Raw genomic sequence first — 24738 nt, 5'->3', positions numbered from 1 at the left:
ACCTGTGATTCGCAGTGTAAAACGTTCCAGCGCGCTGTTATTTGCGCTGATGCTCACCGGTTGTGTGGTGAAACAGCAAACCCCGGCGCCGGTTGAACCGACCCAGCCGACTACCCCAACGCAACCCGAGCAGCCGCCAACGCCGCCGGTGCCACCGCCGGAAAACGTGCCGCAGCCGCCAAAACTGAAAACCATAAACTGGAGTGCCAGCGTGCAGCCGTTAGTGGCGAATATGGTGCAGTCAGCAGGCGTTAATCCTGGCAGCGTGCTGCTGGTGGATCGCATTAAAAACAGTACAAACGGCGCGTTGCAGAGTGATAAAGCCACTGACGCGATTCAAAGCGCACTGGCAAACAATGGCAAATTCACCTTAGTCACCCCAGATCAGTTGGCGCAGGCCAAGCAGGCACTCGGCCTGTCAGCGGATGACAGTTTGAATTCGCGCAGCAAAGCGATTGGCCTGGCGCGTAACGTTAACGCTCAGTACGTGCTTTACAGCAATGCGCAGGGCGATGTGAAGTCTCCAACACTGCAAATGCAGCTGATGCTGGTGCAGACCGGTGAAATCATCTGGTCAGGCAATGGTATTGCACAACCCTGATCCCCAGTTGCAACAACTGCTTCAGCAACAATGGCCGACGGCGCAAGCTGCCGGTCATTTTTTCGCGCTGCCGGGACTCAGTGGCAACAGCGTGCAGGTGCAAACAGAGCAGGGCGAGTTGCTGGCGCGCCGTTCTCCGTTACAACCGATTCCGTTTGTCGATCGTCAGCGTGAATATCGCATACTGCACAAAATGCGCCATACGCAGTTAGGGCCCGCACCACTAAGCTGGCGTGCCCCATGGCTTTTACAAAGCTGGTTACCCGGGGAAGTGTTAACCCCGGCGCAATTTAATCAGCAGCGTCCAGCTGTGTTGGCACTGATGCATCGCCTGCATCAACAACCGCTGACCGGTTATCGTCTGCGTCTCGCGCCACTGCTACAGCGTTACTGGCAGCTGTGTCAGCAACGCCACTGGCGCTGGCAGCACCAGTTGCAACGCTTAATCAAACAAGGCGAACCGCAGCCGTTACGCCTCGCGCCGCTGCATATGGATATCCACGCCGGTAATCTGGTGGCGACGCACGGTGGCCTGCGCCTGATTGACTGGGAGTACGCCGCCGACGGCGATGTGGCGTTGGAACTCGCCGCGCTGTGCGCGGTCGATGGAGAACATGAGGCGGACTGGATTGCCGGATATGCGCAACACAGTCAGCTTGACGAACAGGTGCTGGCGCGTCAGATGCGCCGCTGGCAGCCATGGCTGCAACTGCTGATGGCGAGCTGGTATCAACTGCGCGCCGAGCAGAGCCATGATCACACTTTGCAGCAGCTGGCCCGATCCAGCTGGCAGCATCTTTAACTCAGGATTGTCAACATGACCATGAATACCCCCGGCCCGCTGATGTTGGATGTCGAAGGCTATGAACTCGATGCAGAAGAGCGCGAGATCTTGCAACATCCGCTGGTGGGCGGGCTGATTCTGTTTGCCCGCAATTTTCACGATGTCGAACAGTTAGCTGAACTGGTGCGCCAGATTCGTGCGGCTTCACGCAATCGTCTGGTGGTAGCAGTGGATCAGGAAGGCGGGCGCGTACAACGTTTCCGCGAAGGTTTCACCAAGCTACCCGCCATGCAATCTTTTGCGGCCCTGCACGATATGGCTACCGCCGGTGAAGTGGCGCAGCAGGCGGGTTGGCAGATGGCGGCCGAGATGATTGCGATGGACATCGACATCAGCTTTGCGCCGGTGCTGGATATCGGTCACATTAGCGCGGCGATTGGTGACCGTTCATTCCATGAAGATCCGGCAATTGCACTGCAAATCGCACGCCGATTTATCAATGGCATGCACGAAGCGGGAATGAAAACCACCGGTAAGCACTTCCCTGGCCACGGTGCGGTGAGTGCTGATTCGCATAAAGAAACCCCGCGCGACCCACGTGATGCCGCCACGCTGCGTCAGCACGATATGGCTATCTTCAAGCAGTTGATTGATGAGCAGTTACTGGATGCGGTGATGCCTGCCCACGTTATCTATACTGAGGTAGATCCTTTACCCGCCAGCGGCTCACCCTATTGGCTGCAAACGGTATTGCGCAAGGAGCTGGGTTTCAATGGGGTGATTTTCTCTGACGATTTGTCAATGGAAGGTGCCGCGGTGATGGGCAGCTACGCCGAGCGCGCCCAGCAGTCACTCAATGCCGGATGCGACATGATCCTGGTCTGCAACCAACGTGCCGGCGCGGTAAGTGTGCTGGATAACTTGACGCCGATCCAGGCAGAGCGAGTGACGCAGTTATACCATCAAGGGCGATACACCCGTCAGACTCTGTTAGCCAGTGAACGCTGGAAGCAGAATCACCACCAGCTCAGCGCATTGCAGGATCGCTGGCTGGAGCATAAAGCGTCGGGCAGATAAGCGCCGCTGCCCGGATTTCATTCCACGCTGAGGAAAATCATGATCATCTATCTGCACGGTTTTGATTCCAGTAGTCCGGGCAACCATGAAAAGGTGCTGCAACTGCAGTTTATTGACCCGGATGTCAGGCTGATCAGTTACAGCACGCTTCACCCGAAACACGACATGCAGTTTTTGCTGAAAGAGAGTGACAAGCTGCTGCAGCAAGCAGGCGATGCGCACCCGTTGATTTGCGGTGTGGGCTTGGGCGGTTACTGGGCCGAGCGTATTGGCTTTCTCTGTGGCATGCGGCAGGTGATGTTTAACCCCAACCTGTTCCCGTTTGAGAACATGGAAGGCAAGATCGATCGCCCGGAAGAGTATCTCGATATCGCCACCAAGTGCGTCAACGATTTTCGTGAAAAGAACCGTGACCGTTGTTTGACAATCCTTTCGCGCCATGATGAGGCGCTGGATAATCAACGCAGTGCTGCGCTGTTACATCCGTTTTATGAGATTGTCTGGGACGAAGACGCCAGCCATAAATTCAAGAATATTTCCCCTCATTTGCACCGCATCAAAGCCTTCAAATCCCTTGCCTGAGTGAAAACGCGCCGTGTGATGCGGCGCACAGAATGTTTAACATTCTGATAATGCAGCTGAAAGATTGATGTACATCAATTTTCTTATGATCTGACGATTGCGCCGTGATATTCTGCCCTCAGCTCGCGATTTAACGTCGCCAACCCTATGTTTATTAAGGTTTTTAGTAACCATTAATTAACTATTGGTTTACAACTTTGAGGGGGTCTTTGTTGACTACATCTATGGAAAAAATCGTCATTATTGGCGGTGGTGCCGGTGGCTTAGAGCTGGCAACACAGCTCGGTCATAAGCTTGGCCGCAAAAAGAAAGCCGAGATTATTCTCGTCGATCGCAATCACAGTCATCTGTGGAAGCCGTTGTTACATGAAGTGGCGACGGGTTCGATGGACGAAGGTATCGATGCGCTGAGTTACCTGGCGCACGCGCGTAACCACGGTTTCCAGTTCCAGCTGGGATCGCTGACGCAAATCAATCGTGAAACCAAAACCATTGAACTGGCAGAGATCCGCGATGCTAACGGTGAGTTGCTGGTGCCGCAGCGTGAGCTGGCCTATGACCGTCTGGTGATGGCGCTGGGCAGTACGTCTAATGACTTCGGTACGCCGGGCGTGAAAGATCACTGCATCTTCCTGGATAACCCGCATCAGGCCCGTCGTTTCCATAATGAAATGCTCAACCTGTTCCTGCGCTTCTCCGCCAGTGAAGGCAGCCTGGAAAAGGTTAATATTGCCATTGTCGGCGGCGGTGCCACGGGCGTTGAGCTGTCGGCTGAGCTGTACAACGCCGTAAAACAGTTGCACAGCTACGGTTATAAAGGTCTGGATAGCTCCGCGCTGAATGTTACGCTGGTCGAAGCCGGTGAGCGCATTCTGCCCGCGTTGCCACCCCGCATTTCTGCGGCGGCACATCAGGAACTGACCAAGCTTGGCGTGCGTGTGTTGACGCAAACCATGGTCACCAGCGCCACCGAAGAGGGGCTGAACACTAAAGGTGGAGAGTTCATCAACGCGGATTTGATGGTGTGGGCGGCAGGGATCAAAGCGCCGGACTTTATGAAGGACATTGGCGGACTGGAAACCAACCGTATCAACCAACTGGTGGTGAAGGACACGCTGCAAACCACGCTGGATGATGATATCTACGCGATTGGTGATTGTGCTTCATGCGCATTGCCAACTGGCGGTTTTGTTCCTCCACGCGCGCAGTCTGCCCATCAGATGGCTTCACGCGCGCTGGAGAACATCCTGGCGCAGCGTAAAGGCAACGCGCTGAAAGCCTATGTCTATAAAGATCACGGTTCACTGGTGTCGCTGTCCCGCTTCAGTACCGTTGGCAGCCTGATGGGTAACCTGATGCGCGGTTCGATGATGGTAGAAGGGCGCATTGCGCGTTTTGTCTACATCTCTCTATATCGTATGCACCAGATTGCGCTCCACGGATATTTCAAAACCGGCCTGATGATGCTGGTGGGTAGCCTGAACCGCGTGCTGCGCCCGCGCCTCAAGCTACACTAATGATTTCGGGGCGGTGCAATACCGCCTCAAGCCTTCCTCCTGCTGTAACCCACTGAAAAAAGACAGTTCAGCTTAAGGTTACGGCGCTATTTCAGCTGCTCTCAGAACTCTCTGAAAAACTGGCCCTGACCGGTTTCCGCCTCGTTTCCTCCATTAATCTGATGTTGCAATTACGGACCATCTGTAAAACTTATATCCACAAACACGGCGCGGCGCGCACGCCGTTTATGCCTCGGCTACACAGGATTCGGTAGCGGCAGGATTGCGCGGTAACAACCTTCAGGAGGACATTCCTGTGAATAAATCAATGTTAGCGGGTATCGGTATCGGCGTGGCAGCCGCATTAGGTGTGGCCGCCGTCGCCAGCATGGATGTCTTTGATCGTGGCCCGCAGTATGCTCAGGTTCTCTCGGCAACGCCGATCAAAGAGAGCATTAAACAACCGCGACAGGAGTGTCGCAATGTGACGTTAACGCATCGTCGTCCGGTACAGGATGAGAACCGTATCGCCGGTTCGGTACTGGGTGCCGTGGCGGGTGGTGTGCTCGGTCACCAGTTCGGTGGCGGTCGTGGGCGTGATGTCGCGACGGTAGCGGGCGCGTTGGCAGGCGGTTACGGTGGTAATCAGGTGCAGGGTGCATTGCAGGATCGTGACACTTACACCACCAATGAACAGCGTTGCAAAACCGTCTACGACAAACAGGAAAAAATGCTGGGTTATGATGTGACCTATAAAATAGGCGACCAGCAGGGCAAAATCCGCATGGAAAATGACCCTGGCACCCGCATTCCGCTTGACCGTAACGGTCAGCTGATCCTGAATTCGAATCAGGCCTAATTGGGCAAAGACACGTCACAGCAGCAGTAACGAAAAAAGCGCCGTAAGGCGCTTTTTTTATCACACTAAACCCGGTTCTTCGCCAACTCACCAATAAAGCTCTGTACCCACTCCATGCGCACTTTGCGCTCTTCTAAATCACGCGTGAACTTCAAGCGGGTTGGGCCATCCAGCTTCCACTGCTTGGGATCTTTTTGCAGCAGGCCGATCAGCCAGCCTGGATCGACATGGTTCTGGGGTGCGAACTCGAAGAAGCCACCTTTTTCACTGGCTTCAATTTTGCGGATGCCCAGCTCACGCGCCTCCAGGCGCAGCCCTGCGACATCCAGCAGATTTCGCGCCGCATCAGGCAACTTACCAAATCGGTCAATCATCTCCACTTTCAGTTCCGCCAACTCTTGCGCATCGCTGGCCGAAGCCACGCGCTTATACAGTGACAAACGCGTATTCACATCCGGGATAAAATCATCTGGCAGCAGAGCGGGCATGCGCAGTTCGATTTCCGTCTGATTGCTGGTGAGATCTTCAAGTGAAGGTTCACGCCCGGCTTTTAGCGCATCCACGGCGTTCTCCAGCAATTCCATGTACAGCGTGAAGCCAATGGTTTCCATCTGGCCGCTTTGATCTTCACCCAGCAATTCACCAGCACCGCGGATCTCCAGATCGTGCGTGGCCAGCGCAAAGCCCGCACCCAAATCTTCCAGCGAGGCGATGGCTTCCAGACGTTTCTGCGCATCGGTGGTCATCGCTTTAGGATGCGGCGTGAGTAACCAGGCGTAGGCCTGATGGTGCGAACGCCCCACACGGCCACGCAACTGATGCAACTGCGCCAGGCCAAAGTGATCGGCACGCTCAATGATAATGGTGTTGGCGCTGGGTACGTCGATACCGGTTTCGATGATGGTAGTACACACCAGCACGTTGAAACGCTGGTGGTGGAAATCGTTCATCACCCGTTCCAGGTCGCGTTCGCGCATTTGGCCATGACCAATGGCAATACGGGCTTCCGGTACCAAATCGGCCAGGCGTTGCGCGGCTTTTTCGATGTTCTCAACATCGTTATACAGGTAGTAAACCTGCCCGCCGCGTAAAATCTCTCGCAGGATCGCTTCACGCACCACCAAACTATCGTATTCACGGACAAAGGTTTTCACCGCCAGTCGGCGTGCAGGCGGTGTGGCGATAATCGACAGATCGCGCATACCGCTCATCGCCATATTCAGGGTACGCGGAATCGGCGTGGCGGTGAGCGTCAGGATGTCCACATCGGCGCGCATCGCTTTAATCCGCTCTTTGTGTCGCACCCCAAAGCGGTGCTCCTCATCGACAATTAGCAGACCAAGGTCGTGCCATTTCAGATCGCTGGACAGCAACTTATGTGTGCCGATCAAAATATCCACTTTGCCTTCGCGCGCCTGCTCCAGCACCTGACTCTGCTCTTTGGCGCTGCGGAAGCGTGAAAGCATTTCGATACGTACCGGCCAGTTGGCAAAACGATCGCGGAAGTTGTCGTAGTGCTGCTGCGCCAGCAGGGTGGTCGGCACCAGCACCGCGATTTGTTTGGCATTCTCAACGGCGAGGAAAGCGGCACGCATTGCCACTTCGGTTTTACCGAAACCTACGTCACCACACACCAGACGATCCATCGCCAGCGGTTGGCACATGTCACTCAGCACGGCATTGATGGCCTGGCCTTGATCCGGCGTGGTTTCAAACGGGAAACCTTCGCAGAACAGCTGATACTGGTCGCGGTCATGTTTGAAGGCGAAGCCGGTTTTGGCGGCGCGCTGGGCGTAGATATCCAGCAATTCTGCCGCGACATCACGCACTTTCTCGGCGGCTTTCTGCCGCGCGCGGGACCAGGCATCACTGCCGAGTTTGTGTAAGGGGGCATTTTCATCCGCACCGCCGGCGTAACGGCTAATCAGGTGCAGTGAGGAAACCGGCACGTAGAGCTTGGCATCACCTGCATAGGAGAGCATCAGGTACTCGGCAACAATGCCGCCGGCTTCCAGCGTGGTCAGGCCGATATAACGTCCCACGCCATGTTCCAGATGCACCACTGGCTGGCCGGGATGCAGCTCAGCCAGGTTACGGATCAGCACATCAGGGTTGATGGTGCGACGATTATCCTGGCGGCGGCGACTGACGCGTTCACCCAGTAAATCACTTTCGCAAATCAGTGCACGGTGACGGGTGCTGTCGATGAAGCCGCGCTCGCTGGCACCGATCATCAAACTGTGGGGGTGTTGACTCGCCTGATCAAAGTGCTCGATCGGCTGTGGGCGAAGCTTGATACGTGCCAGCAGCTCTTGCAGGCTTTCACGGCGTCCTTCGCTCTCCACTGAGAAGATAATCTGCCCATCGAACTGCTCGATAAACTGGCGCAGAAGATCAAGCGGGGCTTTAGCCTGTGCTTGCACCGCCAGTTCGGGCAGGGGCTGATAGCCCAGGTTGGTGTTGGCGGCTTTCTCTGGCAGCGTCTCATTGCTTAACTGCATGCGCGGCCAGGCTTTCAGTTCACCCAGCAGAGCGTCCGGGCGCAGCCACAGGCTGGCGGGTTCCAGCAGCGGACGCATCGGATCGATACGGCGATTTTCATAACGGGCATTGGCATCTTGCCAGAACCGATCGGCGCTGCCGTGCAGATCGCCGCTGTTTAGCACTAGCGTGTTAGCGGGTAGATAGCTAAACAGCGTGGGCAGTTCCTGCTCAAAGAACAGCGGCTGCCAGTATTCGATGCCCGCAGGCAAGGTGCCTTTGCTCACCTGCTGATAGACGTGTTCCGGCTCGCGGCGCACGTCAAAAATTTCACGCCAGCGGGTGCGGAACAGCTCGATGGCGGTTTTATCGGTCGGAAATTCATGGGCGGGCAGCAAATTGATGGCATCAACCGCTTCCAGCGTGCGCTGGCTGTCAACGTCAAACAGACGCAGACTGTCGATTTCGTCATCAAAGAAATCAATGCGATAAGGCTGATCGCTGCCCATCGGATAGAGGTCCAGCAGCGCACCACGCGTGGCATATTCACCGTGTTCCATCACCTGATCGACATGGCGGTAACCCGCTTGCTCCAGCTGGTCACGCAGTGCATCGCGCGACAGTTTTTGCCCCTGTTTCATTACCAGCGCATGGCCGTGCAGGAAGCTGTGCGGGCAAACGCGCTGCATCAGCGTGTTAACCGGCATAATCAGCATGCCGCGCGTTAAATTGGGCAGTTGGTATAAGGTGGAGAGACGGGCAGAGATAATGTCCTGGTGCGGGGAAAAGCTGTCATAGGGCAGCGTTTCCCAGTCGGCGAGGTTAGTGACCGGCAGATCGGTGAACTGGCGAATCTCCTCCTGCAAACGCAGGGCAGACTGCATATCCGGGGTAATCATCAACACCGGACCGGGATGACGTTCAGTGATGCTGGCGCACTCCACCGCTTGCGCGGCGCCAATCAGTTCGCCGAGCTGACGATGATCGCCCGCTTTCGCAGGCAGGGTATAACGACGCTGTTCCGACATAAGGACTCGACATTCTCTCCTTGGATTCCAGGGCGTCATCATTCCACAATCTGCCTTGAGGATCATCTGTCGCGGTGCTATTTCTCATCGCCCTTCATACTTCGCGCTGTGGCCGCGCCTGCGAACCCCAGTCACTTACTGGATTGCTGTGTATAGTGCATGCGCGGACGATCGATATTGGCCCATGACAGCTCTTTCTCCAGATGGTAGCTGTGATTGCCGTCGTCCCACTTCACGTAATAGCCGGTTGGCGCATCTCCCTGTTCAAAGACGTTAACGATCTCGCCTTTAATTTCTCCCGATTTGTGTTTAACGATACTGCCCTTCGGAAATCTGAACATGGGTGTACTCCTTTTCGCCCGGCATCTTTCGCACCGTGGCGGCGTTGGCTGCGCCTGCTAACCCCAGTCACTTACTGATGTGAGCTCCTGGGGATTCACAGGCTTGCCGCCTTGCCACCGCACGAAATCTTTCGCACCGTGGCGGCGTTGGCTGCGCCTACTAACCCCAGTCACTTACTAATGTAAGCTCCTGGGGATTAGCAGACTTGCCGCCTTGCCACAGCACGAAATCTTTGGGCTGGCTGCGGTGCCGGTTGTAAAAACTACTTCTTTTAAAGCAGTCTACGCCAGGTGATGTCTAATAAACGCACAATAAGTATCATTATTTTGTCGAAATTTTATGCATTGACGCAGATCGTGACGTATTTAGACGTAACTTTGCCGCAGACTCAGAGGGTTAGAGGTTTCATAAAGCAGACGGCTCCTTTATCATCCCACTACTTATTTTCAGGCAACTGCCAAGACGGATCTCATGTATCAACCAGTCGCGTTATTCATCGGTTTGCGCTACATGCGTGGACGAGCCTCAGACCGCTTTGGTCGCTTTGTCTCCTGGCTTTCGACCATCGGCATCACGCTCGGCGTGCTGGCGCTGGTCACGGTATTGTCAGTGATGAACGGCTTCGAGCGTGAGCTGGAGGGCAATATCCTCGGCCTGATGCCGCAAGCGCTGGTGACCAGCGATAAAGGCAGCATCAATCCGCAGCAGATCCCTGCGCAGGACCTTGAATTGCAAGGTGTGACGCGCATGGCGCCGCTCACCACCGCGGATGTGGTGTTGCAAAGTGCGCGCAATGTTTCTGTCGGCGTGATGCTGGGCATCAACCCTGACGAACAGGACCCGCTGACGCCGTATCTCGTCAATACCCAGCAGAGCGTGCTGCAACCCGGCCAATATAACGTCATCATCGGTGAACAACTGGCGTCGCAGTTGGCGGTGAAACGCGGCGACCAACTGCGTTTGATGGTGCCTTCAGTCAGTCAGTTCACGCCAGTAGGGCGTCTGCCAAGCCAGCGAATCTTTACCGTTGCCGGGACCTATGCGGCCAACAGTGAGGTGGATGGCTACCAGATTCTGGTTAACCAGCAGGACGCCTCACGCGTGATGCGCTATCCGCTGGGTAACATTACGGGCTGGCGTTTATGGCTGGAAAAGCCGCTGAACATTGATGCGTTCAGTGAACAGCATTTGCCCGATGGGCTAACAATGAAAGACTGGCGCGAGCGTAAGGGTGATCTTTTCCAGGCGGTACGCATGGAGAAAAATATGATGGGGTTGCTGCTGAGTCTGATCATTGCGGTGGCCGCGTTTAATATCATCACCTCGCTCGGCCTGTTGATCATGGAAAAGCAGGGCGAAGTGGCGATTCTGCAAACCCAAGGCTTAACCCGTCGGCAGATTGTGGCGGTGTTTATGGTGCAGGGTGCCAGTGCGGGCATTATCGGTACCTTACTCGGCACGCTGCTGGGGGTGTTGCTCGCCAGCCAGCTTAACAATTTAATGCCGGTCATTGGCCTGTTCCTGGACGGCGCCGCGCTGCCGGTGGACATCAATGTCTGGCAGGTGGTTACCATTGCGCTGGTCTCTATGATCGTGGCGCTGCTCTCTACCCTTTATCCGTCATGGCGCGCTGCCGCCGTACAACCCGCTGAGGCTTTACGTTATGAGTAATACCCCTTTGTTGCAGTGTCGTGACCTGTGCAAACGCTATCAGGAAGGCAGCGTGCAGACCGATGTGCTGCGCAATGTGGCTTTTAGCCTGCAGCCAGGTGAACTGACCGCCATCGTTGGCAGTTCGGGTTCGGGTAAAAGTACCTTACTGCATCTGCTGGGTGGCCTGGATGCGCCAACCTCAGGTGATGTGGTGTTTGATGGCAAGTCACTGAACGCCATGTCTTCTTCTGCCAAAGCTGAACTGCGCAACCGCGAGCTGGGCTTTATTTATCAGTTCCATCATCTGCTGCCTGATTTCAGCGCGCTGGAAAATGTGGCGATGCCACTGCTGATTGGCAAAACCGGTAAAGATGAAGCCGCCTCACGCGCGCGTGAAATGCTGGCGGCAGTAGGGCTGGAAAAACGTGCCGCGCACCGTCCATCTGAGCTATCAGGCGGGGAACGTCAGCGTGTGGCGATTGCGCGTGCGCTGGTGAATCGTCCGCGTCTGGTAATGGCCGATGAGCCGACAGGCAACCTCGATGCGCGCAATGCGGATGCAATTTTTGAACTGCTTGGCGAACTCAACGTCCAGCAGGGCACGGCATTTTTAGTGGTAACGCACGATCTCAACCTGGCTAAGCGTCTCAGCCGCCAGATGGAGATGCGAGACGGTCAGTTGAACGACCAACTGACGTTGGGAGCGATCTAATGGCTTCATCATTATCCCTGTTGCTTGGACTGCGGTTTAGCCGCGGTCGGCGACGTGGTGGCATGGTCTCGCTGATCTCCATCATCTCTACTATTGGCATTGCATTAGGCGTGGCGGTATTGATCATCGGCCTGAGTGCCATGAACGGTTTCGAACGCGAACTGAACAAACGCATTCTGGCCGTGGTGCCGCACGGGGAGATCGAGCCCGTGAATCAGCCATTCCGCAACTGGCAGCCGATGATCGCGCCGATTGAAAAAGTCCCAGGCATTGCGGCGGCGGCACCGTACGTCAACTTTACCGGTTTGATCGAAAGCGGGGCGAAGATGCAGGCGCTGCAGGTGAAGGGCGTTGATCCGCAGCAGGAGTCGCGCCTCAGTGCGCTGCCAAGCTTTGTGGACGGTGATGCCTGGCAACAGTTCGCCGCGGGTAAACAGCAAATCATTCTCGGTGGCGGCATTGCGAAATCGCTGAACGTGAAGCAGGGCGACTGGATCACCATCATGATCCCCAACAACGACGGTGAGAACAAGCTGCTGCAGCCGAAGCGTATTCGCTTGCAGGTTTCAGGCATTCTCCAGCTTAGCGGCATGCTCGATCACAGCCTGGCACTGGTTCCCTTGGGTGATGCGCAGAAGTATCTGGACATGGGCGACAGCGTCAGCGGGATTGCGCTGAAAATGAGCGATCCGTTCCAGGCACAGAAACTGGTGCGCGATGCCGGTGAAGTGACGCACTCTTATGTCTACATCAAAAGCTGGATCGGCACTTATGGCTACATGTACCGCGATATCCAGATGATCCGCGCCATCATGTATCTGGCGATGGTGCTGGTGATTGGTGTGGCCTGTTTCAACATCGTCTCGACGCTGGTGATGGCCGTCAAAGATAAGAGCAGTGATATTGCGGTGCTGCGTACTCTGGGTGCTAAAGATGGTCTGATCCGCGCTATCTTTATCTGGTATGGCTTACTGGCTGGGCTGCTCGGCAGCATCAGCGGTGTGGTGGTTGGGGTGCTGGTGGCACTTAACCTTACGCCGATTATCCGCGGCCTGGAGCATCTGACCGGACACCAGTTACTGGCCGGGGATATCTATTTCATTGATTTCCTGCCCTCTGAACTGCACTGGCTTGACGTGATTTCGGTGCTGGTGACGGCGATTGTGCTCAGTTTGATCGCCAGTTGGTATCCGGCACGACGTGCCAGCCGTATCGATCCTGCACGCGTACTCAGTGGTCAGTAAAGCGATAAACGCAGCCGCCCTCGCGGCTGCGCACATTTTCAGCATCAGTGGCATGCAGCCGTCATGCGTAGCCGCTATTATCGGGAACCATTAACCCGAACAAAACACCCGACGTGCAGCGTTAACCGCCGCAGATTAAGGAGCCTTTATGCGCATACCGCGCCGACGCCTACGACTCGCCCGCGACAAGAAAAACCGCCGCAAAGTGCATCAGCGCTTTCGCCAGCGCATCTTTGAACGCGATCGCAAAGCTGAACTGGCTGCGCATCCGCAACCGCGCGTGGTGGTGCTGACGGGAGCGGGCATCTCCGCCGAATCCGGGATTCGCACATTCCGTGCCGCTGACGGACTCTGGGAAGAGCATCGGGTGGAAGATGTGGCAACACCCGAAGGGTTTCATCGCGATCCGGCCTTGGTGCAAGGGTTTTACAATTCGCGCCGCCGTCAATTGCAGCTGCCAGAGATCCAGCCGAATGCCGCTCACAAAGCGCTGGCAGAGATGGAGCAGGTGCTAGGTGATAACTTCCTGCTGGTGACGCAAAACATCGATAACCTGCACGAGCGTGCGGGCAGCCAACGCGTGCTGCATATGCATGGCGAGCTACTAAAAGTGCGCTGTGAGAGCAGCGGTCAGGTGTTGGACTGGACTGAAGATGTCACGCCAGACGATCGCTGCACCTGTTGCCAGTTTCCGGCGAGGCTGCGCCCACATGTGGTGTGGTTTGGTGAAATGCCATTGGGCATGGAAGAGATTTATCAGGCAATAGAGAAAGCGAATCTGTTTATCGCAATTGGCACCTCTGGCCATGTCTATCCGGCGGCCGGTTTTGTGCATGAAGCAAAACTGCAAGGTGCTCACACCGTTGAACTCAATCTGGAACCGAGCCAGGTCGGCAATGAGTTCGCGGAAAGCCACTACGGCTTGGCCAGCGAAGTGGTGCCGGAGTTTGTGCATACCTTTTTACGCGGACTTTATAAGTAGGCTGTATCCGGTTAAGCAATTCGCGCTGAGAACGCTAACCTAAGGGATAATGATTTGACGCAACATGGCGGGCTTCAAGCGCCATGATAATAACGCAGGTTCTTTAGAGGGATGACAAATGGATCAATTACTTGAGCGTTTTCTCAGTTATGTGGCAGTAGAAACTCAGTCAAAACCGCAGGCGCGACAGGTACCCAGCAGTGAAGGGCAGTGGACGCTGGCGCGCCAGTTACAAGAAGAGCTGATTGCACTGGGATTCGTCGATGTCTCCCTGAGCGATCATTGTTGCGTGATGGGTACGTTGCCCGCCAATGTTGACTGGCCGACCCCGGTGATTGGTTTTATCTCGCATATGGATACCTCACCGGACTTTACCGCTAAAAACGTCAATCCGCAGATTATCGAAAATTACCGTGGTGGTGACATTGCGCTGGGCAATGGCGATGAGATTTTATCACCGGTGATGTTCCCCATCCTGCATAAGCTGATTGGTCATACGCTGATTACCACCGATGGCAAGACATTGCTTGGGGCGGATGACAAAGCCGGCATCGCTGAAATCATGACGGCCATGGCGCGTCTGGCGAAAGGGGATATTCCCCACGGCGCGATCCGCGTGGCGTTCACCCCCGATGAAGAAATTGGACGCGGAACCTCGCATTTTGATGTGGAAGGTTTTGCCGCCGATTGGGCCTACACCGTGGATGGCAGTGACCTCGGTGAATTTGAGTTTGAAAACTTCAATGCCGCCACCGTGATGGTGAAAATCACCGGCAACAATGTGCATCCCGGCAGCGCGAAAAACGTGATGGTCAACTCTCTGGACCTGGCGATGCGTTTCCATGCGGAATTGCCTGCCAAAGAAAAACCGCAGTTCACCGATGGCTACGAAGGCTTCTTCCACCTGCACACCATTAAGGGAACGGTGGAACACGCTGAGTTGATGTATCTGATCCGTGATTTTGACGCCGACAGCTATGAGCAGCGCAAAAAAATGATGGAAGAGATCGGGCAACGTATCAGCAAAGGTTTGCCGAATGAGTGCGGCGTGAAAGTGGAAATCAGCGACAGCTATCGCAACATGCGCGAGAAGGTGGAACCGCATCCGCAAATTATTGAGCTGGCACTGCAGGCGATTCGTGATTGCGGCATCGAACCAGTGGTGAAGCCGATTCGCGGAGGAACCGATGGTTCAGCACTGTCATGGAAAGGACTGCCGTGCCCGAATCTGTTCACTGGCGGATATAACTATCACGGTAAACACGAGTTCGCATCATTGAATGTGATGTCGCAAGCAGTAGACGTGATTGTGCGCTTGTCGGCGCTGGCAGCAGAAAAGAAAGAGTAGTAAATAGGCCTGCACCGCAGTAACGCTTGTCCTTTAAGCCCTTGGCGGACGCCATGGATGGCGCAACACGGGTCACTTAAACGCTTTGTGGTCGCCATAAATGGCAACCCTACGACGAACGTGCGGGGTTTACGTAGTGTGCGCATTTGTGCGCACTTGGTCTTTCCTCAGCACGTTCTGTAGCGGCGCAATTTATTGCGCATTCAACAGCAGTGCCGTTGCCAAAATGCACGATGAATCGCGCCGCTACAATCAGTGCCATGGCAAGCTATCTATTACTCACCAAAAAACCAATACCCGCTATTCACCAGCGCGGCAAGCTGCGCCAGCAGAGAAGGATCATCCAGCGCATCGCCAAAATCTTCCAGCGTCAGCACCTGATTATGCGCCAGTGCAGCCAGCACTTCAGGATGGCTGCATGCCACGCGTTCGCCATTCACAAACACGCCATCGCCGAGGGTCAGCACGCGCAGCCCACCGAGACGCGTCAGCGCATCGCCTTGCTGCAACGCATCATAAATCTCGTCAGGTTGGTACGGCGGTTCAGGTGGCGCGATATCCAGCTCGTGGCGTGACTGGGAAATGAACTCACCAAACCACTGTTCAAACTGTTCCGGCTGATTGATCACATCCAGCATCACCTGGCGAATGCCCTCTACTTCGGAAGGCAGGATCTGCGACGGGCAATCACGTGAGGGCACATCCGGATCGCTGAAGCGATAGCTGCCTAACTCATGCGCCAACATAAAGTCGGCAAAACCACTGATCAATTCACGGCCGTTGGGCGCGCGGAAGCCAACCGAGTAGTTGATGGCATTTTCCAGCGAATACCCTTCATGCGGGAATCCTGGCGGAATATAAAGAATATCGCCGGGTTCCATCTCTTCGTCGATGATGGCGTCGAAAGGCTCAACCTGCAGCAAATCGGGATGCGGACAGTGCTGTTTCATCGGCACTTTCTCGCCCACACGCCAGCGACGACGACCGGTGCCCTGAATGATAAACACATCATACTGATCGAAGTGGGGACCCACGCCACCGCCAGGTACGGCGAAGGAGATCATCAGATCGTCGATGCGCCAGTCAGGCAGAAAACGGAACGGGCGCATCAGCGCAGCAGAGGGTTCATGCCAGTGGTTGACGGCCTGAACCAGCAGAGACCAGTTACTTTCGCCTAAATGATCATAGCTTTCGAACGGACCGTGGCTGACCTGCCATTTGCCGTTGTGATGGCTGACAAGGCGGCTATCCACCTCGTTTTCCATTGCCAGACCAGCAAGCTCATCAGGAGAAATAGGATCAATAAAGTTTTTAAAACCACGTTTGAGCACCACTGGGCGTTTTTGCCAGTAGCGCTGAATAAAGTCGGGCCAGTTGATGTCGAGCTGATAGTCCATACGAGTGTTCCGGTTGGGGCCATGAATGCAGGCAAGTATAACAGCCCACAGGCCTTTCTACTCGCGGTGATGTTCAACTTCCTGACGCTGGAAAATCACTTCCATGCGCGCACCGCCCAGTGGGCTGGTGGTGGCGATTACCTGGCCAGCGTACTGTTCGAGGATGTCACGCACCACTGCCAGGCCCAAGCCCTGTCCGGGGCGTAAGGTATCAGCGCGCTGACCACGTAAAAAGATTAGGTCGCGTTTGCTCTCAGGAATGCCGGGACCATCATCATCGATAAACAGATGCAGGGCTTTATCTGTTTGCCGTGCGCTAACCTCAATAAATTCGAGGCAGTATTTGCAGGCGTTATCCAATACGTTGCCGAGCACTTCCATAAAATCATTTTGGTCGCCGATAAAGGTCAGCTCTGGCGAGATATCCAGCGTGATGTCGACCCCTTTGCGCTGATAAACCTTGTTCAAGGCAGAGCACAGGCTATCGAGCAAGGCCGAAACTGAGTGCAGATCGCGTTGCAGTGGGTTGTGGTCAGCCTGCATGCTGGCGCGATGCAGGTAATAACCGATTTGCTGAGAAATACGGCTGATTTGCTCCAGCATCACCGGTTCTGCCTGCTCTACGGTCAGCTCTTTACCGCTGCGCAGTGAGCGTAACGTACTTTGCAACACCGCCAGTGGTGTTTTCAGACTGTGGGTTAAATCCGACAGCGTGGTGCGATAGCGCGTGTAACGCTGACGCTCATTGGTCAGTAGCAGGTTGAGGTTACGCACCAGACTGCGTAACTCCTGCGGTGGATTATCATCAAGGTTTTCACGATGCCCGGTTTCGAGTTCACGGACTTGCGTCGTCAGATGGCCGATAGGACGCAAACTCCAGTGCGCAGCCAACCACAACAGTGGAATGACCAACAGCAGGTTGGCCGCCAGCACATAGCTAAACCATGACCACACCACATCAGAGTGCTGGAGTTCTTGCGGGATCGAATCCACCACCACAATGGTCAAAGCTGGCAGATTGGTGGTGGCATCGTAACGGTTCACCGCAACAGAGTGGGTGAAGGTGTCGTTGTTATCACTATCCAACTGCTGAAGCCGCTCTTTCACCTCGGAGTTGTTACCGATGGCCGCCAGACTGGTGCGATTGGTGGTGTCGATTTCATAGAAATCGGGCTTCAGCAGCCATTCACGACGGATATTGTTGCGGATGTCGGGCACGTCGCGCTGTTGCCACAGCAATTTACCGTGCTCATCATAGATAAACACCAGCGTCGGGAAGTTCAGCGTCATGCGCTCGGGTTGCGCAATGGTGAGCTTATTGTTCTGCCATTGTGCGAGGGTAAAGAACAGGTTGCTCTCACCACGCATCACGCGATAAGTGTTTTTATCAAAGCTCACCACATAACCGACCACCGCCACCATGCCGTAGGAAAGCGACAGAAACAGGACGATGGCGGCTGTTGCCAGCAAAAAGCGAGCACGTAAAGAGAAGGGGCGTTGACGGCGTAACCAATTCATAAATCAGAGATCAAATCGATAGCCCTGGCCGCGCACGGTGTTAATCACTTCGGTCGGGTGGAGCGCGAGAATTTTTTTGCGTAGACGTCCCATCAAGACATCAATGGTGTGACTTTCACGCAGTTCGGCATCGGGATAGAGTTGCAGCATCAGCGAGTCTTTGCTGACCACTTTTCCGGCATTGCGGATCAGCGTTTCCACGATGGTGTATTCAAAAGCGGTCAGTTTGACCGGCTCATCATTTACTGTGACTTCACGGCGAGACAGGTCAACCTGGAACGGCGGCATGGAGATGATCTGCGAGGCGTGCCCGCTGTTACGACGCATCAATGCCTGCAGGCGAGCCGCGACTTCTTCAATATGGAAAGGCTTGGTGACATAGTCATCGGCACCGGCTTCCAGCGCTTCGACTTTAGCCTGCCAGCCTTCACGCGCGGTTAATACCAGAATCGGCTGACGGATGGCATCACCGCGCCAGCGGCGAATTAATGACATGCCATCTTCATCGGGCAGACCTAAATCGACCAGCGCAATGTCGGGAATGTGTTCCTGAAGGAAATAGTCGGCTTCTTTCGCATCTTCGGCGGCATCCACCTGATGGCCCATCTCACGTAACTGCACAGCGAGGTGATGGCGCAGCAGTGCATTATCTTCCACAACCAGAACACGCATAGTATTTCCTTACCTTCAAACTCAGTGATGATGGCAAGAGTATATGCGAAGCGAATTAAACAGCATAACAACGCTTGCCCGTCATGCGTCTGCAGTAGGGCAAGATTGTCACAGCAGGGGCGGCCAGATGACCGCCCGCAGAGGATTACTTCAGATCATCAACCATCTGGATAGCACGGCCGAGGTAATTGGCTGGTGTCATCTGCTTCAGACGCGCTTTTTCCTCTTCCGGCATCTCGAGACTGTCGATAAACGCCTGCATACCGGCGGCATCCACGCGCTTGCCACGCGTCAGCTCTTTCAGTTTCTCGTAAGGCTTCTCAATACCGTAACGACGCATCACGGTCTGAATCGGCTCTGCCAGTACTTCCCAGTTATGATCCAGTTCATCTAACAGACGATCGCGGTTCACTTCCAGCTTAGAGATACCTTTCAGGGTTGCCTGATAGGCGATCAGTGAATAGCCCACGCCGACACCGAGGTTGCGCAGCACGGTGGAGTCGGTGAGGTCACGCTGCCAGCGGGAAACAGGCAGTTTGCTGGCCAAGTGTTGCATCATCGCGTTGGCCAGACCGAGGTTGCCTTCAGAGTTCTCGAAGTCAATCGGGTTCACTTTGTGTGGCATGGTAGAAGAACCGATTTCACCGGCAATGGTTTTTTGCTTGAAGTGGTTCAGCGCAACGTAACCCCAGATATCACGGTCGAAGTCGATCAAAATGGTGTTGAAACGTGCGATGCAATCGAACAATTCAGCGATGTAATCGTGTGGCTCGATCTGCGTGGTGTACGGGTTCCAGGTGATACCCAGAGAGGTCACGAACTGCTCGCTCAGCTGGTGCCAGTCCACTTCCGGATAAGCGGCGATGTGGGCGTTATAGTTACCGACCGCGCCGTTGATTTTACCCAGCACTTCGATCTTACCTAACTGGCGCAGCTGGCGCTCCATGCGGTAAGCGACGTTAGCCATCTCTTTACCCATGGTTGACGGGGTGGCTGGCTGACCGTGCGTGCGAGACAGCAGCGGAATATCACGGTACTCGTGCGCCAGACCTTTCACCGCATCGATGATTTTGTTCCAGAACGGCACGATAACATCGCGGCGTGCCGTTTCCAGCATCAGCGCATGTGACAGGTTATTGATGTCTTCGGAAGTACAAGCGAAGTGGATGAACTCGGAAACCGCGTGCAGCGCAGCAACATCGGCCACTTTCTCTTTCAGGAAATACTCAACCGCTTTCACGTCGTGGTTGGTGGTACGTTCAATGGTTTTAATGCGCGCAGCATCTTCTTCGCTGAAATTAGCGACAATCGCATCAAGGAAAGCGTTTGCGTCAGCATCAAATGCAGGAACTTCCTTGATCTCTGCGGTCGCGGCCAGTTTCTGTAACCAGCGAACTTCAACCTCAACGCGGAATTTCAGCAAACCGTATTCGCTGAAAATGGCGCGCAGTGGGCTGACTTTATCGCCGTAACGACCATCGACAGGTGAGACGGCGGTCAGAGAGGATAATTCCATCAGTGCAACTCCTGAATCGTTAACAATTAAGGGCAGGGCGGCGCTTAATACGCCGGGCCCAGCCGGGATAAAACGGTTTTGGCTTCACGCAGCAAGCGCTGACGTGAGAACATCAGCTGCAGGCGGCCACCGCCAACCTGCTGCCACAACACGGCAGCGCGAATACCGGCCAGCAGCGTGGCGCGGACTTTGCTCTGCACTTGCGAATTCTGTAAAACCTGTGGCGAACCTGTCACCTGGATACGCGGGCCTAATGGACTGATCACATCGACATAAATGCCTGCCATCGCGCTGGTGATGGTGTCTGACTCCAGTTCATAATGCGCCAACTGGCGATCGAGTTGACTGATGCGCTGTGCCAGCGTGTTCAGCGCCGACTTGTTACTCTCCAGCTTGCGCTCCAGCACCATCATGCTCAGGGTGTAACGCGTCAGTTCAGCGCCCGCACCCTGACGACTGCCGCTATTCAGCACCGCCATCAGCGTTTCTAATCCCAAATGCAGATTGGCTTCATCGTTACCGAAGACGGCAAGCGTCGAACCGGGATTAAGATCCAACACACTGCGCAGTGACACATTCAGCGCGGCAGTGTTGCAGTTTCCTTGATGCGCTAACTGCTGCACCAAATGGGCGGCCTGGCAAACACCCGCTAACGCGAGCGTAATCTCATAATAGTTCTTAGCCACGCTTAACTCCTGTCATCGCGTCGGCAGCGCCGACCTTAGGCTTCTGCCAGTGGCAGGCGCTGTTCAATGATGCCGCCGCCGAGGCAAACATCACCCAGATAAAATACGGCCGATTGGCCTGGCGTGACGGCCGCAACCGGCTCGTCAAAACGCACTTCGATACGGTCTTCTGCCAGCGGAATAATCTGGCAAGGAATATCGGTCTGGCGATAGCGGGTTTTCACCGTGCAATGCAGCGGTGCAGTGATGGGCTGGCGATCAACCCAGTGCAGTTGCTGCGCAATCAAGCCAACAGACATCAGACGTGGATGATCGCCGCCTTGGGCGACCACCAGTCGATTGCGCGCCACGTCTTTATCCACGACATACCAAGGGTCATCATTGCTCTCTTTACGGCCACCGATGCCCAAACCTTTGCGCTGACCCAAGGTGTGATACATCAGACCCTGATGCTCACCGACAATCTCACCGTCAACGGTTTCGATTTCACCCGGTTGTGCAGGCAAATAACGACCAAGGAAGTCGCGGAATTTGCGCTCACCAATGAAACAGATACCGGTGGAGTCTTTTTTCTTCGCGGTGATTAAATCCAGTTCTTCAGCGATACGGCGAACTTCTGGCTTCTCCAGCTCGCCAACCGGGAACAGGCTTTGCGCGATCTGCTGGTGGCTCAGGGTGTAAAGGAAGTAGCTCTGATCTTTATTGCCGTCGAGGCCTCGCAGTAACTGGCTGGTGCCGTCGACATCGGCGCGGCGCACGTAGTGCCCGGTGGCGATGAAGTCGGCACCGAGATCGTCTGCGGCAAATTCCAGGAAGGCTTTAAATTTGATCTCTTTGTTGCACAGAATATCAGGGTTCGGTGTACGGCCCGCTTTGTACTCTTCAAGGAAGTGCTCGAAGACGTTATCCCAGTACTCAGCCGCGAAGTTAATTTTGTGCAGTTTGATGCCGAGTTTGTCACACACGGCTTGTGCGTCAGCCAGATCATCTGCGGCGGTGCAATACTCCTCACCGTCGTCTTCCTCCCAGTTCTTCATGAACAGGCCCTCAACCTGATAGCCCTGCTGTTGCAGTAACCAGGCGGATACGGAAGAATCGACGCCGCCGGACATCCCGACGATCACTTTTTTCTGGCTGTTGTCAGACATGACGCACTCTATGATTACGATAAAAACAGGCGGCGCATTCTATCATGCAGAAGCCGGGCGCGCACCCTCGTGAAAAGGCCACTGGAACGGCGCGACCAGTTGCAGCGGATAACGCTCACCTTGTTGCCACAATCTGACGCTCTCGGCGACCAGCGGTGAACGCAGGCGATTAGCCGTGAGAATCTGCTCTGGCGGCAGCCACCAGCAGCAATCGATGTCACGATCGTGTGGGGAGGTCTCGCATTTTTCGGGCAAATCAAGGCCAAACAGGAAACGCACAAAAGGTGTATCGTCCGGGGCGATCCACTGTTGGACGCCGAGGAAATATTCCGGTTTCGCGTCTATGCCGGTTTCTTCAAACAGCTCGCGCTGGGCGGCTTCGATAATGGTTTCGTCTGCTTCCAGGTGTCCAGCGGGCTGGTTCCAGGTGATGCGGCCGTGGACACGCTCTTCAACCACCAGTAACTCACCTTGTGCCTGCACAATACAGGCCACGGTTACATGAGGTTTAAACATCCTTCCTCCGAATTTGTTAACTAAAAGTTATTAAAAAACCCAGTTTAGACTGACGCCTCGACTTCGAGCCACGCGCCGCAGGCTAAGTCGCCCAAACTGTATCCACCCATCGCATAACGAATCAGGCGCAGGGTCGGAAAGCCAATATGTGCGGTCATCCGACGCACCTGGCGGTTCCGGCCCTCATATAAAGTGATTTTTAACCAACAGGTTGGAATCGCTTTGCGCTCGCGGATCGGCGGTTGGCGCGGCCATAACCACGCTGGCTCATCCACCAACTCCACGCCAGCGGGCAGCGTGGGGCCATCGTTCAAGGTCACGCCGCTGCGTAATGGGGATAAATCTGATTCCTGCGGTGCGCCTTCCACCTGCACGTAATAGATTTTCCCGGTGCGTTTGCCCGGTTGTGTCAACTGCGCCTGCAGCGCGCCGTCGTTGGTCAGGACCAGCAACCCTTCGCTGTCACGATCGAGTCGGCCTGCGGCATAGACGTCACTAACGGGAATGAAATCCTTCAGCGTGCGGCGGCCCGCCTCATCGCTGAACTGCGGTAAGACATCGAAAGGTTTGTTAAAGAGTATGACGCGGCGCGGCCCTTTTGGGCGCGTGTCTCGGCGCACGGGCTTGCGTGCGGCGGTGTTTGGACGTTTATCCTGGTGAATTTGTTGAGAAGTTTTTCGCATGATCTTTGCAGTCGGAAACAATCGGCGCATTATAGCGCGAAACGACGGTGATTGGCGTAGCGTAAATATTCAAGTAGTATTGACCCGCATCTTACAAATCATTAACAAAAAATCGCTCGAAGGAGAGGTTGATGGAAAGCAAAGTAGTTGTTCCGGCGGAAGGTCAAAAAATCACCCTGGATCAGGGCAAACTGAACGTTCCGAATAACCCAGTCATTCCTTATATCGAAGGTGATGGCATCGGCGTTGATGTTTCCCCTGTCATGCTGAAAGTGGTTGATGCCGCTGTGAAGAAAGCCTACAACGGCGAGCGTAAAATTTCCTGGATGGAAATTTATACTGGTGAGAAATCAGTAGAACTTTACGGTCAGGACGTCTGGCTGCCGCAAGAAACCCTCGATTTAATCAAAGAATATCGCGTTGCCATTAAAGGCCCGCTGACTACCCCAGTCGGTGGCGGTATTCGTTCTCTGAACGTTGCGCTGCGTCAGGAGCTGGATCTGTACGTGTGTCTGCGTCCGGTTCGCTACTACACGGGCACCCCAAGCCCAGTTAAGCGTCCAGAAGATACCGATATGGTGATCTTCCGCGAAAACTCTGAAGATATCTATGCAGGTATCGAGTGGAAAGCGGGCACGCCAGAAGCGGATAAAGTGATCAAGTTCCTGCGCGAAGAGATGGGCGTGAAGAAAATTCGCTTCCCTGAGCAGTGTGGTATCGGCGTGAAGCCGTGCTCTGAAGAGGGCACCAAACGTCTGGTCCGCGCAGCGGTTGAGTACACCATCACCAACGATCGTGATTCTCTGACCCTGGTCCACAAAGGCAACATCATGAAGTTCACCGAAGGTTCTTTCAAAGACTGGGGCTACCAGTTGGTGAAAGAAGAGTTCGGCGGCGAGCTGATCGATGGCGGTCCATGGATGAAGTTCAAGAACCCGAACACCGGTAAAGAGATCATCGTTAAAGACGTGATCGCAGATGCCTTCCTGCAGCAGATCCTGTTGCGTCCAGCAGAATACGACGTTATCGCTTGTATGAACCTGAACGGTGACTACATTTCTGATGCCCTGGCGGCACAGGTTGGCGGTATCGGTATCGCACCTGGCGCAAACATCGGTGACGAGTGCGCCCTGTTTGAAGCCACCCACGGTACTGCACCTAAGTACGCCGGTCAGGATAAAGTGAACCCAGGTTCAGTAATCCTGTCAGCTGAAATGATGCTGCGTCACCTGGAGTGGTTCGAAGCCGCAGACCTGATTGTTAAAGGCATGGAAGGCGCAATCGCCGCTAAGACCGTGACCTATGACTTTGAGCGTCTGATGGATGGCGCTAAACTGCTGAAATGTTCAGAGTTTGGTGACGCGATCATCGCTAATATGTAATTTGCCTTCAGGCAGAATGCATAACGGGAGC

The 24738-nt window shown here is 54.9% G+C and carries 22 protein-coding genes; 12 read left to right on the top strand and 10 right to left on the bottom strand.

Annotation, left to right across the window (positions count from 1 at the left end; all coding sequences use genetic code 11):
- Positions 1-4: 4 nt before the first annotated feature.
- The 6 genes from lpoB to LK04_RS11215 all read left to right on the top strand — a co-directional run bounded on the left by lpoB (position 5) and on the right by LK04_RS11215 (position 5399).
- Positions 5-601, top strand: a complete 597-nt coding sequence (gene lpoB / locus LK04_RS11240; RefSeq protein WP_039333697.1) for a penicillin-binding protein activator LpoB — start codon at positions 5-7, stop codon at positions 599-601.
- Entirely contained in the window at positions 588-1403 is an 816-nt protein-coding gene (gene thiK / locus LK04_RS11235) for a thiamine kinase (protein WP_039333709.1), read from the top strand. Before lpoB ends, thiK begins: the two co-directional genes overlap by 14 nt.
- Before the next feature lie 15 nt (positions 1404-1418).
- Positions 1419-2462 carry a beta-N-acetylhexosaminidase gene (gene nagZ / locus LK04_RS11230; protein WP_039333699.1) on the top strand — a complete coding sequence of 348 codons (1044 nt, stop codon included), beginning with the start codon at positions 1419-1421 and terminating at the stop codon, positions 2460-2462.
- 39 nt (positions 2463-2501) lie between these two features.
- Complete coding sequence (gene ycfP / locus LK04_RS11225) at positions 2502-3044, top strand: alpha/beta hydrolase YcfP (RefSeq protein WP_039333701.1); 543 nt, start codon at positions 2502-2504, stop codon at positions 3042-3044.
- Positions 3045-3256: 212 nt separating this feature from the next.
- Complete coding sequence (locus LK04_RS11220; protein ID WP_102136012.1) at positions 3257-4561, top strand: NAD(P)/FAD-dependent oxidoreductase; 1305 nt, start codon at positions 3257-3259, stop codon at positions 4559-4561.
- Positions 4562-4856: 295 nt separating this feature from the next.
- A complete protein-coding gene (locus LK04_RS11215; RefSeq protein WP_034822117.1) occupies positions 4857-5399 on the top strand; it encodes a glycine zipper 2TM domain-containing protein in 543 nt (180 codons plus the stop codon).
- A 65-nt stretch (positions 5400-5464) separates the two neighbouring features.
- On the opposite strand, the gene mfd is transcribed toward LK04_RS11215, so the two are convergent.
- The gene (mfd, locus tag LK04_RS11210) at positions 5465-8908 is read right to left on the bottom strand and encodes a transcription-repair coupling factor (RefSeq protein ID WP_059109800.1); all 3444 of its coding nucleotides are present in this window, start codon (positions 8906-8908) and stop codon (positions 5465-5467) included.
- A 131-nt stretch (positions 8909-9039) separates the two neighbouring features.
- Positions 9040-9249: a hypothetical protein gene (locus tag LK04_RS11205; RefSeq protein ID WP_039330664.1), complete on the bottom strand. Its 210-nt coding sequence runs from the start codon at positions 9247-9249 to the stop codon at positions 9040-9042.
- A 472-nt stretch (positions 9250-9721) separates the two neighbouring features.
- Between LK04_RS11205 and lolC the strand changes: the two genes are divergently transcribed.
- The 5 genes from lolC (at position 9722) to pepT (ending at position 15189) form a co-directional block, all read left to right on the top strand.
- Positions 9722-10921: a lipoprotein-releasing ABC transporter permease subunit LolC gene (gene lolC, locus LK04_RS11200; protein WP_039330662.1), complete on the top strand. Its 1200-nt coding sequence runs from the start codon at positions 9722-9724 to the stop codon at positions 10919-10921.
- Entirely contained in the window at positions 10914-11615 is a 702-nt protein-coding gene (lolD, locus tag LK04_RS11195; RefSeq protein WP_039330660.1) for a lipoprotein-releasing ABC transporter ATP-binding protein LolD, read from the top strand. The genes lolC and lolD overlap by 8 nt, the downstream gene beginning before the upstream one ends.
- Positions 11615-12859, top strand: coding sequence for a lipoprotein-releasing ABC transporter permease subunit LolE (gene lolE, locus LK04_RS11190; RefSeq protein WP_039330658.1), 1245 nt, complete (start codon positions 11615-11617; stop codon positions 12857-12859). The genes lolD and lolE overlap by 1 nt, the downstream gene beginning before the upstream one ends.
- A gap of 148 nt (positions 12860-13007) precedes the next feature.
- On the top strand, positions 13008-13841 hold the full coding sequence (gene cobB / locus LK04_RS11185) for a Sir2 family NAD+-dependent deacetylase (protein ID WP_039330656.1): 834 nt from the start codon (positions 13008-13010) through the stop codon (positions 13839-13841).
- Positions 13842-13959: 118 nt separating this feature from the next.
- On the top strand, positions 13960-15189 hold the full coding sequence (gene pepT, locus LK04_RS11180; RefSeq protein ID WP_039330654.1) for a peptidase T: 1230 nt from the start codon (positions 13960-13962) through the stop codon (positions 15187-15189).
- A 275-nt stretch (positions 15190-15464) separates the two neighbouring features.
- Here pepT and LK04_RS11175 read toward each other — a convergent pair whose 3' ends face one another.
- The 8 genes from LK04_RS11175 to rluE form a co-directional block, all read right to left on the bottom strand.
- Complete coding sequence (locus tag LK04_RS11175; RefSeq protein ID WP_039330653.1) at positions 15465-16586, bottom strand: cupin domain-containing protein; 1122 nt, start codon at positions 16584-16586, stop codon at positions 15465-15467.
- A gap of 57 nt (positions 16587-16643) precedes the next feature.
- Entirely contained in the window at positions 16644-18104 is a 1461-nt protein-coding gene (phoQ, locus tag LK04_RS11170; protein ID WP_039330651.1) for a two-component system sensor histidine kinase PhoQ, read from the bottom strand.
- A 3-nt stretch (positions 18105-18107) separates the two neighbouring features.
- The gene (gene phoP, locus LK04_RS11165) at positions 18108-18776 is read right to left on the bottom strand and encodes a two-component system response regulator PhoP (RefSeq protein WP_039330649.1); all 669 of its coding nucleotides are present in this window, start codon (positions 18774-18776) and stop codon (positions 18108-18110) included.
- A 145-nt stretch (positions 18777-18921) separates the two neighbouring features.
- Complete coding sequence (gene purB, locus LK04_RS11160) at positions 18922-20292, bottom strand: adenylosuccinate lyase (RefSeq protein WP_039330648.1); 1371 nt, start codon at positions 20290-20292, stop codon at positions 18922-18924.
- A gap of 44 nt (positions 20293-20336) precedes the next feature.
- Positions 20337-20978 (bottom strand): high frequency lysogenization protein HflD, encoded by a 642-nt coding sequence (gene hflD, locus LK04_RS11155; protein ID WP_039330646.1) that lies wholly within the window; start codon positions 20976-20978, stop codon positions 20337-20339.
- Positions 20979-21013: 35 nt separating this feature from the next.
- A complete protein-coding gene (mnmA, locus tag LK04_RS11150) occupies positions 21014-22126 on the bottom strand; it encodes a tRNA 2-thiouridine(34) synthase MnmA (RefSeq protein ID WP_039330644.1) in 1113 nt (370 codons plus the stop codon).
- Positions 22127-22168: 42 nt separating this feature from the next.
- On the bottom strand, positions 22169-22642 hold the full coding sequence (locus LK04_RS11145) for an NUDIX domain-containing protein (protein ID WP_039330642.1): 474 nt from the start codon (positions 22640-22642) through the stop codon (positions 22169-22171).
- 44 nt (positions 22643-22686) lie between these two features.
- Positions 22687-23325, bottom strand: coding sequence for a 23S rRNA pseudouridine(2457) synthase RluE (rluE, locus tag LK04_RS11140; protein ID WP_039330639.1), 639 nt, complete (start codon positions 23323-23325; stop codon positions 22687-22689).
- A gap of 131 nt (positions 23326-23456) precedes the next feature.
- Here rluE and icd point away from each other — a divergent pair, with 131 nt between their 5' ends.
- Positions 23457-24707 (top strand): NADP-dependent isocitrate dehydrogenase, encoded by a 1251-nt coding sequence (gene icd, locus LK04_RS11135; RefSeq protein ID WP_039330638.1) that lies wholly within the window; start codon positions 23457-23459, stop codon positions 24705-24707.
- Positions 24708-24738 lie beyond the last annotated feature (31 nt).

It is taken from the genome of Pantoea vagans (genome assembly GCF_001506165.1).
Taxonomy (GTDB): Bacteria; Pseudomonadota; Gammaproteobacteria; order Enterobacterales; family Enterobacteriaceae; genus Pantoea; species Pantoea vagans_C.
This window is presented reverse-complemented; position numbering and strand designations above follow the sequence as displayed.

Bases quoted from the DNA above. Each gene is read 5' to 3' on its own strand.
- mnmA (WP_039330644.1), bottom strand. From the start codon at position 22,126: ATGTCTGACAACAGCCAGAAAAAAGTGATCGTCGGGATGTCCGGCGGC.
- phoP (WP_039330649.1), bottom strand. From the start codon at position 18,776: ATGCGTGTTCTGGTTGTGGAAGATAATGCACTGCTGCGCCATCACCTC.
- rluE (WP_039330639.1), bottom strand. From the start codon at position 23,325: ATGCGAAAAACTTCTCAACAAATTCACCAGGATAAACGTCCAAACACC.
- lolD (WP_039330660.1), top strand. From the start codon at position 10,914: ATGAGTAATACCCCTTTGTTGCAGTGTCGTGACCTGTGCAAACGCTAT.
- ycfP (WP_039333701.1), top strand. From the start codon at position 2,502: ATGATCATCTATCTGCACGGTTTTGATTCCAGTAGTCCGGGCAACCAT.
- LK04_RS11205 (WP_039330664.1), bottom strand. From the start codon at position 9,249: ATGTTCAGATTTCCGAAGGGCAGTATCGTTAAACACAAATCGGGAGAA.
- LK04_RS11175 (WP_039330653.1), bottom strand. From the start codon at position 16,586: ATGGACTATCAGCTCGACATCAACTGGCCCGACTTTATTCAGCGCTAC.
- lolE (WP_039330658.1), top strand. From the start codon at position 11,615: ATGGCTTCATCATTATCCCTGTTGCTTGGACTGCGGTTTAGCCGCGGT.
- nagZ (WP_039333699.1), top strand. From the start codon at position 1,419: ATGACCATGAATACCCCCGGCCCGCTGATGTTGGATGTCGAAGGCTAT.
- purB (WP_039330648.1), bottom strand. From the start codon at position 20,292: ATGGAATTATCCTCTCTGACCGCCGTCTCACCTGTCGATGGTCGTTAC.
- phoQ (WP_039330651.1), bottom strand. From the start codon at position 18,104: ATGAATTGGTTACGCCGTCAACGCCCCTTCTCTTTACGTGCTCGCTTT.
- pepT (WP_039330654.1), top strand. From the start codon at position 13,960: ATGGATCAATTACTTGAGCGTTTTCTCAGTTATGTGGCAGTAGAAACT.
- LK04_RS11145 (WP_039330642.1), bottom strand. From the start codon at position 22,642: ATGTTTAAACCTCATGTAACCGTGGCCTGTATTGTGCAGGCACAAGGT.
- mfd (WP_059109800.1), bottom strand. From the start codon at position 8,908: ATGTCGGAACAGCGTCGTTATACCCTGCCTGCGAAAGCGGGCGATCAT.
- cobB (WP_039330656.1), top strand. From the start codon at position 13,008: ATGCGCATACCGCGCCGACGCCTACGACTCGCCCGCGACAAGAAAAAC.
- icd (WP_039330638.1), top strand. From the start codon at position 23,457: ATGGAAAGCAAAGTAGTTGTTCCGGCGGAAGGTCAAAAAATCACCCTG.
- lolC (WP_039330662.1), top strand. From the start codon at position 9,722: ATGTATCAACCAGTCGCGTTATTCATCGGTTTGCGCTACATGCGTGGA.